Here is a 13,256-nt window from a genome sequence, read left to right on the forward strand (position 1 = left end):
TTTACGCCCCTACACTCTCTTTGATTTTATGGATAACAGACTTATGAATCTGAGATATTCTAGACTCAGTAATATTTAAAATCTCACTTATCTCTTTTAGGGTAAGCTCCTCAAAATAGTAAAGCTGTATTATCATCTGTTCTCGCTCATTATAACCAGACAAAACACTCTTTATCATCTCTATAAGTTCTTCTTTTTCTATGAGAGCCAGAGCTGCTCCCTCATCTCCAACATTTAGTTGGTCATGCAGAGGCATAACTGTGTATATAGTAGATGCTATTCTCGCCTCATGAATTTTCTCCACCGTCTCTCCTAGCATCTCTGAGAGCTCTTCATCTGTTGGCTCTTCTTCATTTGTTAGTCTATGCTCTTCTATGGCATAGTCTATCGCTTTTACAAGTTTTCTGCTAGCGCGGGACAAAACATCTAAGCTTCTTAAGTAATCAAGCATAGAACCATAAACTCTCTTTTTTGCATATCCCCAAAAAGAGTCATTTAAACTCTCATCATATCTTCTTGCTAGTTTTATCAACTCTTCAGTTGCTATAGCAAAGAGATCCATATAGTCAATAGAGCTTGGTAGTCTCTCTTTGAGTCTAAAAGCCATAGCTTTTACAGCAGGTAAGTACTGTATGGCTAGCTCATCTTCTTTATGCTTGATATCTTGTGTATAGGCGGAGATCATGTCTTTTGTCCTGGCAAATCTTGTGAGTTTATCTTCATAGCTGCATCTGTTATTTTATATACAGAGTCTATAAGTTTTTCTCTCTTGTTTATCTCAGCCACAAAAAAATCTAACTCTTTCTCATGTGTCTCTTTAGGAAAAAAGTAAGATTTTGCAGTGAGTGTTTTAAAGTACAGAGCTATTATAACATGAGAAAAAAGATAGAAAAATATTGTGATGAAAAATGTATATAAAAGAAGCCCCTCTGCATCAAAAGATTTTAATATTCCAAAGATTATTCCTACAAAAAAGCCTTGAACTGTAAAAAAATATACAAAATTTTCACCTAGCATCTATATACCCCAAAAAATAGACTAAAAATGTTGTATTAAGCGTTTTAATAAGCCACTCAACCCACTTTCATTAGGACTTACCAGCATATTTCGTTCCAATCTAGCAGCTATCTTACTTGCAATTGCTGTTATATCAGTATGCGGCTGAGAGTTTGGATGGACTGCACTAAATAGCTCTCTTTTTTTGATAGATGAACTTACTTTTATATCGCTATTTATCTTTCCTAAGTACTGCAAATCCAGTTCTCCACCTATATTTGCTTTTGCAACTTTTTTGATTTTCTCAAACACACCCTCTGCTTCTTTTTCGCCTTTTACTTGATTCATTATCAAGCCTATATCGTTTCTTAAAAGTGCTACTGTTTTTATAGTTGCATAAGCATCGGTTATAGCTGCTGGATCTGGAACAGTTACAACTATTACATCATCCGCAGCATTTAAAAACATCTGAATATGATCACCAATTCCTGCACCAGTGTCTATTATCATGACATCAAGTTTATCAAGAACCTGAGCCTCTTGCATAAACCTCTCAAAAAGTGCTGCATCTGAGTATTTTAGTATCTCATCTCCACTCTCTCCAGGGATTAGTATCAAGTTTCTTGTTATGGGTATGAGGATATCACTTACACTTGCTTCACCTTTTAACACATGCAAGATGTTTTTTTTGATCTTTACATTAAACATAACATCAAGGTTAGCTAAGCCAATATCTGCATCAAATATTCCAACATTGAGTCCACTTTGGGACAAAACATAGGCTAAGTTAGAGCTTATCGTACTCTTCCCAACTCCACCTTTTCCACTCGTAATAGCGATAAATCTCGTCTTTTTAGACTTTTTAGCTGAGTTAGTTGCTACTAGTTCTTGTAGCTTTTGAGCTTGATTGCCCATCATGCTTTACTCCTGTTAAAACCGTTTAAGAGACACTCGACTAAAAAGTCACTACTAGCACAAACTAAATCTTCTGGAACTTCTTGTCCAACTGAGAAATAGCTAATAGGGCTCTTTGTCTCATAAGCAAGTGAGAAAATATTACCAAATCCTCTAGTCTCATCAAGTTTTGTAAACATCACTGTATCTATATTTAAGCTAGAGAAATTTTCATAAGTAACTTTAAGGTCATCATACTTGATGGAACTTGGCATCACAAGAACCACATCTATGCTATATTCTGTATCGTTGGCTTCAAGACACTCATAAATCTTAGAGATTTTGCCTTTATCATAAGGACTAGAGCCCATCGTATCTATAAGAATATAGTCACAATACCTTAGGGAGTTTAAGGCAGTTGAAAACTCTGGAGGATCAACTACAGTCTCAATGCCTAGCTTCATCATTCTTGCATACTGCATCAACTGCTCAACCGCACCGATACGGTAAGTATCTAAAACAACTAACCCCACTTTATATTTTTTTTGCATCAAGTAAGAGTAACGAGCCGCTAGTTTTGCTATAGAAGTTGTTTTTCCAGCTCCTGTTGGACCTACTAGCATAATGACTTTTTTTGTACCTACAGTTGGAAGAGATTCACGCCTAATTGGTATCATTTTTCTTAGTAAAGTTTGGAAGTATCTCTTTACCGTCGAGGAGTTCTCTTTCATCTTTGATGGCATATGTTCTAGCGTCATCTGCATGATGGCATCTAGATGGTCTCTATCCATTCCACTTTGAGATGCGAGTCTATATATCTCGGCAAACTCTGGAGGGATTTGGCTTTGCAGAGTTGGTGCTTTTTCATCCCAAAACATATTTTGAATAAGCTTTACTTTATCGCCTAGTTTATTTATCTCGCTCTTTATCTCTTTTAACTCTTTTGGCTCATAAGAGTTTGGCGATATTTTTTGAGGCGAATACTCATACAGAGGATCTCGCACATTTGCAATTTCAGATATCTGAGCTGCTGCACTTGAGATATCATAAAGAACATCTTGACTCTCTTCTTTTATAGGTCTTTGCTGATTTAGAGGTTTAGTCGGTTTTTTAGGATAAGTGGGATGTATATCATCTTCCTCAATACCTATTACTATCTCATAAAGAGGCTCTCTACCTAGTGCCTTTTTCTGTATTTCACGCGTCTCTATTAGCATTCCATCATTGCCAATCTCTAACTTTGCTTTTTTTAGAGCCTCTGATGGAGAGCGACCTGTAAATGTAAGTATTTTCATCTTTTTATGTCCATAAGTGGAATAGTTACACTCTCTCGCTTGGACCAACTCTCATGTGGAATAGTGAGCCTTGGAGTTTTTATGACCCTATTTTCAAAAAAGATAATATCCAAATCTAATGTCCTTGGAGCGTTTGCAAAACTTCGTTTGCGTGCAAATTTTTTCTCTACTCTATGTAAGTACTCTAAAAAAGCCAAAGGCTGCATACTTACTTTAAGTACAATTATTGAGTTTAAAAAATCATCTTGAGCCACAAAACCAAAGGGAGGATTTTTCAAAATCAATGAAGTTTCTAAGAGTTCTACTCTTTTATCTCTTTTTAAAAACATATAGAGATGCTCAAAGCGGCGCTTTACATCCCCAACATTTCCACCAATACCTACAGTCACTCTATATCTATGAGAAGATTTCTCTCTTAGCTTCACGCCAAAACGCAAGCCCTTAAAAGTGATTAGACTCTCATTTAGCTTACGCTTTATATACATTTTTACTTAGCTGATTGCCCGGCTTGTTGTTGCTTTTGCATCTCTTGAGCTGCTTTTATCTCATTCATGATTTGTAACATTCCAACCATCGCTAAGTGGTATCCAAAAGGGCCAAAACCTACAACAGATGAAGTACAAACTGGAGCTATCATGCTATCTTTTCTAAACTCTTCACGACGATGGATATTGCTGATATGAACTTCAATAGTTGGAAGATTAACAGCAGAAATAGCGTCTCTTATAGCAATAGACGTATGAGTATATGCTGCCGCATTTATGATGATACCATCTGCATCTCCATAACACTCTTGAATCTTATCTACTATCTCGCCTTCTAAGTTACTTTGAAAAAACTCAACCTCCATGCTATTTTGGCTAGCAAACTCCTTCATTTGTGCATGAATTTGTTCTAATTTCATAGGACCATATATTTGTTGTTCTCTAATGCCAAGCATATTTAAGTTTGGACCTTGGATGACTACTATTTTCATTTTCTACCTTTTTGTAAATCTTAAATTTCAAGAGCCCATTTTAACAAAACTATTATTAAAAAGAGTTACACTCTTGAGTTGTGATGTTTTTTTTCTATTAGATTTTTGCAATCAGTAATCATCTCGTATAGATCCATCTCTCTTCCAGAGATATTGCAAACATCTCTGCCTTTAGCATCTACAAAAATATATGATTCTGACTCATGAAACTCTCCTTTCATATGCTCTGAAAATATAACATACTCAGCATCTTTAAGCTTAGGAAACTCTGAAGATAAGCTTTTGAATTTTTTAGAATCCTTCACAAGTTTTTTTATAGATAAAATATCTCTTTGTAAGCTATTTTTTAACACATCAGATAAATCACTAAACACTTCTTCTAAGTTTTCAAACTTTACAAACTCTCTCATAAAAATCTCCTTTTACATAATTTTCAAATATTTCTTAGATTATATCACATTCTATACTTTGTATCTCAAGCTTTAAGTTTTTTTAAACGATTTTTATCGTAGTATCTTAATAACAACAACTAATAATTCAATCATATAAAGAGAGATTATGACACAAAACCATTACAACGTAATAGTAGTAGGAGGTGGTGTATCTGGATCTGCCCTATTTTACGAGCTTGGCCGCTACACAGATATAAAGAGTATCTGTCTGCTTGAAAAATATGGCTCACTCTCATCACTAAACTCTAACGGCTCCGCAAACTCACAAACTATCCACTGTGGAGATATCGAGACGAACTACACCTTAGAAAAAGCCAAAAAAGTTAAGAGAACTGCCAAGATGGTTGAGAAATATTGTCTAAACCATGGTTATGAAGGCAAAGTAATATTTTCGCACCAAAAGATGGCGCTAGGCGTTGGTTATGAAGAGGTCACTTACATCAAAAACCGCTACAAAGAGTTTAAGTCTCTCTACCCCTACTTAGAGCTCTACACAAAAGAGGATTTAGCCCTGATTGAGCCTGCCGTTATTTTTGATGAAGATCACAATGAGAGACCTGAGGATATAGTTGCCATGGGTGCAAGAGGCGAATATACAACAGTTGACTTCAAAGCTTTGAGTGATTCTTTTATAGACAATACTCTAAAGATAAAAGACAAGGTAACTGATATATTTTTTAACAACGAAGTAAAGGAGATTCAAAAGATAGGTAGCGTCTATCATATACAAACGACAATGAGTCAGTTTACCGCTGACTTCGTTGTTGTTGATGCAGGTGCTCATTCACTCTTTCTTGCTCACAAAATGGGTCATGGACTTGATTTTGGTTGTCTTCCGATGGCTGGGAGTTTTTACATGGCAAACCGTAAAATTCTAAATGGAAAAGTTTATATGGTGCAAAATCCAAAACTCCCATTTGCTGCCCTACACGGTGATCCTGATATCTTAGTAAGTGGTTTTACAAGATTTGGTCCAACTGCTTTGATGCTACCAAAACTAGAGAGGTTTAAGTCTGGAACTTATCTTGACTTTTTTAAAACACTAAGACTTGATACTAATGTTGTTAAAATCTTTTATGACCTACTAAAAGACTCAGATATAAGAAACTATGTGCTTAAAAACTTTATGTTTGAAGTTCCATATATTAACAAAAAACTCTTCCTCCAAGATGCAAAGAAGATAGTCCCATCTCTAAGTGAGAATGACATCTCTTATGCTAAAGGTTTTGGTGGGATAAGACCCCAGATTCTTGATAAAAAAAACCAAAAACTTATGCTTGGAGAGGCCTCTATAAATACAGGCGAAGGAATCATCTTTAACATGACACCATCGCCGGGAGCTACTTCTTGTTTAGGTAATGCACTTCGTGATGTAGAGCATATTTGTGAGTATTTGGGTTATGAGTTTAACAAAAAACTCTTCTATGATGAGTTAGTAGAAGATGACAAACAAGGAGATGGACATGAAGAGTAAAAAGAAGCTTTTATATATTACTGACCAACAAGAGTATTCTGAACATGGCACAATCGGACCACTCTTTAATGGCTACTTAAAAGAGTATTTAGACGTAAATATTGTCTATTTTACAAAGTTTAAAAATAGTTTTCAAGAAAAGGGTAATGATTTTGTAGTTCCCATTCAGTATAAAAAAGAGATAAGTTGTTATCTTGACTCTAAGGGAGTTGATTTATCTTTATATGATTATGTTTTTGTTCGTAACAAACCTGATATTCTAAAAAATATCTTAGCAAACAGGCAAAAATATGGTTACAAAGTTGGGTATAGACTCTCCTTTCCTAAAAAAGAGGAGTATTATGAGACAAAAAAAGCAAAAAATAGTGTCACTTTTATTGATAGTGTAAAAAATTACTTTACTGCACAAAGCAAGAAAAATCTCTTAGCACAGTGTGATATCTTTATGCCAACTTCTAAAGATATGGAAGATACTTTTTATGCAAATAGTGGAGTTCTGAGCTTTCCACTTCCTGCAGGACTAGACCCAGCTAAGATAAAACCACATAAAGAATCAAGTGGAGATGAGAGACACTTTATCTATGTAGGAACTCTTGATTCTCTTAGAGATTTTGAAAAAGTCTTGGTCGCCTTTAGTAACCTAAAGTCAAAAATGTGGCATCTAAATATCTCTACACGTGATTCAGAATTTGCAAGAGCTGTTATAGCAAAATATCCTACTATCAGTGATAAAATAAGCCTTTTAAAAGCTGACACGCTAGATGAATTAAGAGAGCATATAGATGCTTGTGATGTGGGTATTGCTCTACTTCCAAACATCCCAATCTACTCAACTGCCATCCCTGCTAAGACTATGGATTACTACACGTGTGCAATCCCTACACTTCTAACTGATAACCTAAAAAACCGCACGCTTTTTTGTGATGAAGATGCACTTTTTTGTGAGTTTAAAAGTGATGAAATTGCTAAAAAGCTAAACTCCATTATAGAGATGAGCCAAGCAGATATAGCAAAGATGGGACACGCTGGACAAGAAAAACTACTCCATCACAAACGAAACTACCAAATAATGGCAAAAGAACTCTACGAAAAACTAGAATCACTTTAATAAGCTTTTTAAAGCTTATTAAATATAATCAGCCTAACTTTAAAACTAAGATAAAAAATGCAAATAATCTCTCCAAATTATATTTTAACACCAGATAAACTACTAAAAAATCAAGCCATTGCGTATGATAAAACCATACACAAAATAGCACCACTCCATCAGCTAAAAGAGCTATATCCAGATGCAAAAGTAACCCAGCTTCAAGAAAATTCACTTATCATGCCAGGACTCATAAACTCCCATGTTCATATAGAGTTTAGTGCAAACAAAACCACTCTAAGCTATGGGGACTTTATGAACTGGCTCTATAGCGTTATAGAGAACCGAGAAGAGCTTGTTGGTGAATGCGATAGTGCTTGTATGAGCAAGGCGCTTGAGTCTATGCTTGATGGTGGCATCACAACATTTGGAGCTATTAGTTCGCATGGGATGGATTTGGATGCTTGTGCCACATCTGCTCAAAATGTTGTATATTTTAATGAGTTAATCGGCTCTCAAGCTACTATGGCAGATGCACTTTTTGGTGACTTTATCTCAAGACTAGATGCATCAAAAGCGATTAAAAGAGAGGGGTTTTACCCAGCTGTAGCTATTCATTCGCCCTACTCTGTTCATCCAGTTCTTATAAAAAAAGCTCTTGAAATTGTAAAGAGTGAAAAGTTAAAACTCACTGCTCACTTTATGGAGAGCGATGCAGAGAGAGATTGGCTTGATGATAGTAGCGGAGATTTTAAAAATTTTTTTAGCAAACTTTTAAAGCAAAATGCAAATGTCAGTGACGCTAGTGAATTTTTAGAGCACTTTACCGCTCATAGCACGCTCTTAACTCACGCTGTAAAGGCAAATGAAGATGAGTTAAATAGTATTGCAACTAATGCTCATACAATTATCCACTGCCCCATTTCAAATAGACTTTTAGGAAATGGTGCCCTTGACCTAGAAGCATTAGAAGCAAAAAATATAAACTGGGTTTGTGCAACTGATGGACTTAGCTCTAACTATAAACTTGACTTGTTTGAAGAGATGAAAGTAGCGCTTTTTATGCACCATAAGATACCACTTTTAGAACTTGCAAAAAAACTTATCTTAAGTGTTACAAAAAATGCAGCAACTGCTTTAGGACTTAATACTGGCGAGATAAAAGAAGGTAAAAATGCAGATATGCTTGTGCTTGACTTAGAAAAAAAGCCAAATGAAGAGTTAGCAATTCATTTAATCTTACATAGATATAATATCTCTAAAATTTATATAAACGGTAAAGCGATAAAAGGTTAGATAATGCAGTTTTTAAAAAAGATATTTTCTCCCATAGGTGCCACTCTCAAGTTCATTCAAGAACATTTCAAGGCTATGATTTTTGTTCTTATTCTCTTTTTGATTTTCGCACCAGCAAGTCAGGAGAATCTAATTCCAAACAATTTAGAGCAGATAAACCTAAGTGGACCTATTATGGAAGTATCAGAGGTTTTAGCGCAGATTGAAAAAGCAGAATCAAATAATAATATAAAAGGGGTTTTACTTGTAGTTGACTCCCCAGGTGGCGCAGTCTCTCCATCTATAGAGATAGCTTATGCTCTAAAGAGGCTAAAAAAGAAAAAACCAGTAATAGTCTATGCGAGTGGCACACTAGCTAGTGGTAGCTACTACGCTAGCATCTGGGCAGATGAAATCATCGCAAACCCAGGCTCTATGGTTGGTAGCATTGGTGTTATTATGCAAGGGGCAAACCTTAGTGAACTTATGGATAAAGTTGGCATAAAAACTCAAAGTGTTCAAGCTGGAAAATATAAACAAATTGGGACTCCAAACAGAGAGTGGGAAACTTACGAGGTAAATGAGTTAAACAAGGTTATACAAGGAACTTACGATATGTTTACTGGGGATGTAGCAGATGCGAGAGGCTTAGACATCAAAAAAAGAGACTCGTTTGCAAACGCGCACATCTTTACAGCATCTCAAGCAAAAGAAGTAGGTTTGATAGACTCGTTAGGAGTTAGTTATGATGCAAAGATGAGAGTCATAGAACTTAGCGGTGTAAAAAACCCTATCTGGAACAAAGAGGATAAGTTTGATAAGTTTATGAAAAAACTAACTGCATCTACAGCAGTCGTTCTTCACACTTACTTTCCATCTATAGTTTTGAAATAAAAGTGAGATTTTAAAGCTGACAGGGCTTTTGGAAGTGAGGCTTTAGCCTCGCCTATTTTGCGGGACTCATCGTGGAGAACGCCATTGGTTAGCGTTTCTCAAAACCTCGCTTTCTTTAGTTTTCAATGAAATTCTACATCTTACTTTTTTAAAAAAGTAAGCAAAAACCATGTCACGAGTTGGATTTCTTAACGCTTTTTTTCGGTCGTTTCGTCTAAAAATGCAAAACTCACTTCGCTCAAACAGTTGCATTTTCTTAACGACTCCACTCGATCAAAAAAGCTAAAATCCAAAGTGACAAAAAGAGTCTAACTCTCGTCACACCTCACCTGAGGTGTGACACATATATAGTTGATGCTGTTTATTCTAAACCTCCACAACCTCTATAACACTACTACTATTTTCAAAGATTCTTCTAACTCTATCTTGCCAAAGTTCACCAAACTCTTTTATCTCTTGTGGCTCGGCTTGCCCACTCATCATCTTTTGCATAAGTTCTTGCATCTTAGCATCTGGTGCAATGGAAGATGGGTTATAGTAAACATCTACACATTTACCACTATCTACTCTTGTAAAACGAGCTGATGAGTCTATCTTGGAGTTAAAATCCATCAAAGAGTGTCTTGCAAACTTTCCTGCAAGCCCTTTAAAACCACTCACGTCTGTTGCACCTGTAATTTGAGAGATAACACTGCTTATAACACCAGCAACACCCTCTTCAAGAGCCTCTTTAAACTCTACTTTTACCTCTCCACGAACTGCTAACTCATCTGTGTATAGAGCTTTTAATGCCTCTTTTGTTATAAGGTAAGCCCCTGCAACTGTAGGACAACTATGCCCTGCTGACTTTACAACATCAAGATAACAAAACTCATACTCGCCCTTGTCAAATGCGCCTAGAATCCCCGAGAGTGGATCTTTAACTTTTATAGTCTCTACACTATTAAAAAAATCTGGATAACTCATATAATTTTTTCCTTTTTTATAACTTTGGCACTTATACTTATCTCGTGAGTCTGTGCTAAAAACTCATCCCCAATTTCAAGCTCGTTTATATCTATAGGCTTGGATTTAAAAGATATCTGTGCAAAGCCTTTTTTATTTTTGTATTTTGGATGGTTTGATTCTAGCATCTTTTGAAGATTTTGAACTTGACTTTGAGCAACACTCACTTTGTGTTTTATTCTGCTTATAAAAGAATCTCTTAGTAGCTTAACTTCTTCTATCTTTTGAAGCAACTTTTTATCTACAGAGTTTGCATTATAGAGCTTGCTAAGGTGTGACAACTCTTGTTTTAAGTTTTGTATCTTTTGCATGATAAGTTGAGTGTGTTGTAAGGATAGGGAGTCAAGCGTTTGATAAAGCTCATTTATATCTGGCAGCGTCATCTCCATAGCAGCACTAGGAGTAGGAGCTCTTAAGTCACTCACAAAATCACTAATAACCCAGTCTATCTCATGACCCACCGCTGAGACTATAGGAGTCTTTGCCAAAAAGATAGCATCTGCTACTATCTCTTCATTAAAAGCCCACAAGTCTTCAATACTTCCACCACCACGACCAACAATGATAAAGTCATACTCTTTTATGTCAGCTAAAGTTATGGCATTTACAATAGATGCTGCTGCACTCTCACCCTGAACTAAAACATCATAAACATCTATAGACAAAGCTTTATATCTTTTATTTGCAACCCTTAACATATCTTGCAAGGCAGCACCCGTTGCTGATGTTATAAAGGCTATTTTTTTAGGAAACTTTGGAAGAGTTTTTTTTATACTTGGCTCAAAATAACCCTTAGATGAGAGCTTTTGCTTTAACTGCTCATAAGCAAGGGCTAGTGCTCCTTGACCTGATGGCTCAACGCTAAAACAGTTTAACTGGTAAGCTCCACGAGGTTTATAAAGAGTTAAAGCTGCATTTATAATGACTTTCATGCCCTCTTCAAGTCGAAACTTTAGCTTTGAAGCATTTCCTCTAAACATCACAGCACTGATAGTAGAGTCTTTATCTTTGATGCTAAAGTAGATATGTCCGGAGTTATGATGTGTGATGCGAGAGAGTTCTCCCTCAACTATAACATGACTAAAACTAGTCTCTAAAAGAGTCTTGATTTGTTCATTTAGATTTGAGACTGATAGTATATTCATCACTTTAAACTTTAATCTTTCTCGCTATTATAAGTGTTGAGATATCCATAGAAAAACTCTTAGTGTAGAGTACCTCAAATTTAGCATCTTTTAGTTCATTTTGCATGTTCTCTACAGTTGAGAAATCTCCTATAGAGTTTGGTAAGTACTCATAGGCTTCTAAGTTTTTAGAGATAAACCCACCTACTTTTGGTAGAATTTTATTCATATAAAAGTCTCTTATACGCCCTAGTAGTGATGGGTTTTCATTTTTCATAAACTCTAAGATAATCACAAGCCCATCATCTTTTAAAACTCTGTTAAACTCAACTAGAGCCTCTCCTCTTTGGACAACATTTCTAATGCCATAAGTAATGCTTAGAAAATCCGCACTCTTTTCTTGTAGTGGAATCTCTGTCGCTTTTGAGATGTGATAGTTAAATTTTGGAAACTTCTCTCTTGCAACATCTACCATTCCAACTGATGGATCAACTCCGACAATCTCGCCAACTGCAATGCCAGCGACCTCTGAACGAGACTTCCAAAAGTCCATCATATCGCCAGTTCCACAAGCTACATCAACTATCCTGTCTATAGAATCTTTTGCGTAAAATTCATAGGCCAAGTCACAAGCCTTGCGTCTCCAGCTCTTATCTACGCCCATACTCATAACACGATTTGCAGTGTCATAGGTTGGCGCGATATTATCAAACATCGATACTATTTTTGTCTGTTTTTCTTCTTTTTGTACATCTTGCATATTATATTTCCCTTTTCATCCACAGCATTATATCTTTGTCTTCTTGGTTTGTATATAAAATCTCAAAGCCGGCCTTTGCATCTTCAAATCCACTTACGCCACCCATAGTAGGTGCTAAAAAACATAGATATATATCTACTATATCTTTAGTAAGTTCAAACATATTAAAACTGCCCTCTATCATAATGTTTTTATAGTTTTTTATCCGTTTAAGGCTATCTTCTATATAGACCTCTCGCGATGGTACACTAAATAGTGGTATCTCTCTATCAAACTCAACACCCCTTGAGAGTATCAAAACATCTGGGGCTTTTCCATCTACAAGTCTTGCATCAAGAGTTGGTCTATCTTCTCTTACTGTGTTGCCACCGATAATAAGCAAGTCACAAACATCTCTCATAGCGTGGACTTTTTGCCTTGAACTTTGCGAGCTAATAACTCCTGTATCTGTAGTTGCATTTAGTCTTTGTGCCCATTTAAAAAAGACAAACTGATCTTTGTTAAATCTCTCAAATGGCAAAATTAAGTCTTTAGCTCTTTTTTGCAGAGTTGTATATTTTACATCAACCTTATTTTCAAGCATCATAGAAGCTCCATCAGATGCAACTATATTTGCATCTCTTACTCCAACAAAAACCTCTTTAATGCCAAGAGAGCAGATAAGAGATGCGCAAGAAGGGGTTTTACCAATATGTGAACATGGTTCAAGGGTGCTATATAGTGAGATATTTTTAAAGCAGTTGTTATGATGGAGGAGTAAATAGTTGTGAATTTCACTTGAGTCTACAAGGTCTAAAATTTTAGCATCATTTGTAAGTTTGAAGTAAGCACTTTGAAGTGCTAAAACTTCTGCATGAGGCATACCAGCACATTTATGAGCCTCTATCGCTAAGAGCTCTTTATTTTCCCCAACTATAGTACATCCTACAGCTGGATTTGGATATGTTAATCCTTGATATTTCCAGGCTTCATCTATGGCAAGAGACATAAAAAAATCATCATCTATTAGCATAATAGTATCTTA

15 protein-coding genes are annotated in these 13,256 nt (G+C 35.9%); 4 read left to right on the forward strand and 11 right to left on the reverse strand.

What is annotated here, in order from left to right; genetic code table 11:
* Position 1: 1 nt before the first annotated feature.
* The 7 genes from M947_RS21370 to M947_RS21400 form a co-directional block, all read right to left on the reverse strand.
* On the reverse strand, positions 2 to 685 hold the full coding sequence (locus M947_RS21370) for an RNA polymerase sigma factor FliA (RefSeq protein WP_021288194.1): 684 nt from the start codon (positions 683 to 685) through the stop codon (positions 2 to 4).
* Positions 682 to 1,017, reverse strand: a complete 336-nt coding sequence (locus M947_RS21375) for a hypothetical protein (protein ID WP_021288195.1) — start codon at positions 1,015 to 1,017, stop codon at positions 682 to 684. Before M947_RS21375 ends, M947_RS21370 begins: the two co-directional genes overlap by 4 nt.
* A 21-nt stretch (positions 1,018 to 1,038) precedes the next feature.
* Positions 1,039 to 1,914: a MinD/ParA family protein gene (locus M947_RS21380; RefSeq protein WP_021288196.1), complete on the reverse strand. Its 876-nt coding sequence runs from the start codon at positions 1,912 to 1,914 to the stop codon at positions 1,039 to 1,041.
* Positions 1,911 to 3,185: a flagellar biosynthesis GTPase FlhF gene (gene flhF / locus M947_RS21385; protein ID WP_021288197.1), complete on the reverse strand. Its 1,275-nt coding sequence runs from the start codon at positions 3,183 to 3,185 to the stop codon at positions 1,911 to 1,913. The genes M947_RS21380 and flhF overlap by 4 nt, the downstream gene beginning before the upstream one ends.
* Positions 3,182 to 3,670: a 2-amino-4-hydroxy-6-hydroxymethyldihydropteridine diphosphokinase gene (folK, locus tag M947_RS21390; RefSeq protein ID WP_021288198.1), complete on the reverse strand. Its 489-nt coding sequence runs from the start codon at positions 3,668 to 3,670 to the stop codon at positions 3,182 to 3,184. Before folK ends, flhF begins: the two co-directional genes overlap by 4 nt.
* A 2-nt stretch (positions 3,671 to 3,672) precedes the next feature.
* Complete coding sequence (gene aroQ, locus M947_RS21395; protein ID WP_021288199.1) at positions 3,673 to 4,161, reverse strand: type II 3-dehydroquinate dehydratase; 489 nt, start codon at positions 4,159 to 4,161, stop codon at positions 3,673 to 3,675.
* A gap of 65 nt (positions 4,162 to 4,226) precedes the next feature.
* Entirely contained in the window at positions 4,227 to 4,571 is a 345-nt protein-coding gene (locus M947_RS21400) for a hypothetical protein (protein WP_021288200.1), read from the reverse strand.
* A gap of 148 nt (positions 4,572 to 4,719) precedes the next feature.
* Between M947_RS21400 and M947_RS21405 the strand changes: the two genes are divergently transcribed.
* The 4 genes from M947_RS21405 to sppA are packed head-to-tail and all read left to right on the forward strand — an operon-like array spanning position 4,720 to position 9,343.
* Positions 4,720 to 6,087 (forward strand): FAD-dependent oxidoreductase, encoded by a 1,368-nt coding sequence (locus M947_RS21405; RefSeq protein WP_021288201.1) that lies wholly within the window; start codon positions 4,720 to 4,722, stop codon positions 6,085 to 6,087.
* Positions 6,077 to 7,195, forward strand: a complete 1,119-nt coding sequence (locus M947_RS21410; RefSeq protein ID WP_021288202.1) for a glycosyltransferase family protein — start codon at positions 6,077 to 6,079, stop codon at positions 7,193 to 7,195. Before M947_RS21405 ends, M947_RS21410 begins: the two co-directional genes overlap by 11 nt.
* Positions 7,196 to 7,252: 57 nt before the next feature.
* A complete protein-coding gene (mqnF, locus tag M947_RS21415; protein ID WP_021288203.1) occupies positions 7,253 to 8,470 on the forward strand; it encodes an aminofutalosine deaminase family hydrolase in 1,218 nt (405 codons plus the stop codon).
* Between the two features lie 3 nt (positions 8,471 to 8,473).
* Positions 8,474 to 9,343 carry a signal peptide peptidase SppA gene (gene sppA, locus M947_RS21420; RefSeq protein ID WP_021288204.1) on the forward strand — a complete coding sequence of 290 codons (870 nt, stop codon included), beginning with the start codon at positions 8,474 to 8,476 and terminating at the stop codon, positions 9,341 to 9,343.
* Between the two features lie 366 nt (positions 9,344 to 9,709).
* On the opposite strand, the gene M947_RS21425 is transcribed toward sppA, so the two are convergent.
* The 4 genes from M947_RS21425 to ribD are packed head-to-tail and all read right to left on the reverse strand — an operon-like array spanning position 9,710 to position 13,244.
* Positions 9,710 to 10,309, reverse strand: a complete 600-nt coding sequence (locus M947_RS21425) for an FmdE family protein (RefSeq protein WP_021288205.1) — start codon at positions 10,307 to 10,309, stop codon at positions 9,710 to 9,712.
* Positions 10,306 to 11,493, reverse strand: coding sequence for an exodeoxyribonuclease VII large subunit (gene xseA / locus M947_RS21430; protein WP_021288206.1), 1,188 nt, complete (start codon positions 11,491 to 11,493; stop codon positions 10,306 to 10,308). The genes M947_RS21425 and xseA overlap by 4 nt, the downstream gene beginning before the upstream one ends.
* A gap of 4 nt (positions 11,494 to 11,497) precedes the next feature.
* Positions 11,498 to 12,232, reverse strand: coding sequence for a bifunctional demethylmenaquinone methyltransferase/2-methoxy-6-polyprenyl-1,4-benzoquinol methylase UbiE (gene ubiE, locus M947_RS21435; protein WP_021288207.1), 735 nt, complete (start codon positions 12,230 to 12,232; stop codon positions 11,498 to 11,500).
* Between the two features lies 1 nt (position 12,233).
* The gene (ribD, locus tag M947_RS21440; RefSeq protein ID WP_021288208.1) at positions 12,234 to 13,244 is read right to left on the reverse strand and encodes a bifunctional diaminohydroxyphosphoribosylaminopyrimidine deaminase/5-amino-6-(5-phosphoribosylamino)uracil reductase RibD; all 1,011 of its coding nucleotides are present in this window, start codon (positions 13,242 to 13,244) and stop codon (positions 12,234 to 12,236) included.
* Positions 13,245 to 13,256: the final 12 nt, after the last annotated feature.

It is taken from the genome of Sulfurimonas hongkongensis (genome assembly GCF_000445475.1).
GTDB classification, from domain to species: Bacteria; Campylobacterota; Campylobacteria; order Campylobacterales; family Sulfurimonadaceae; genus Sulfurimonas; species Sulfurimonas hongkongensis.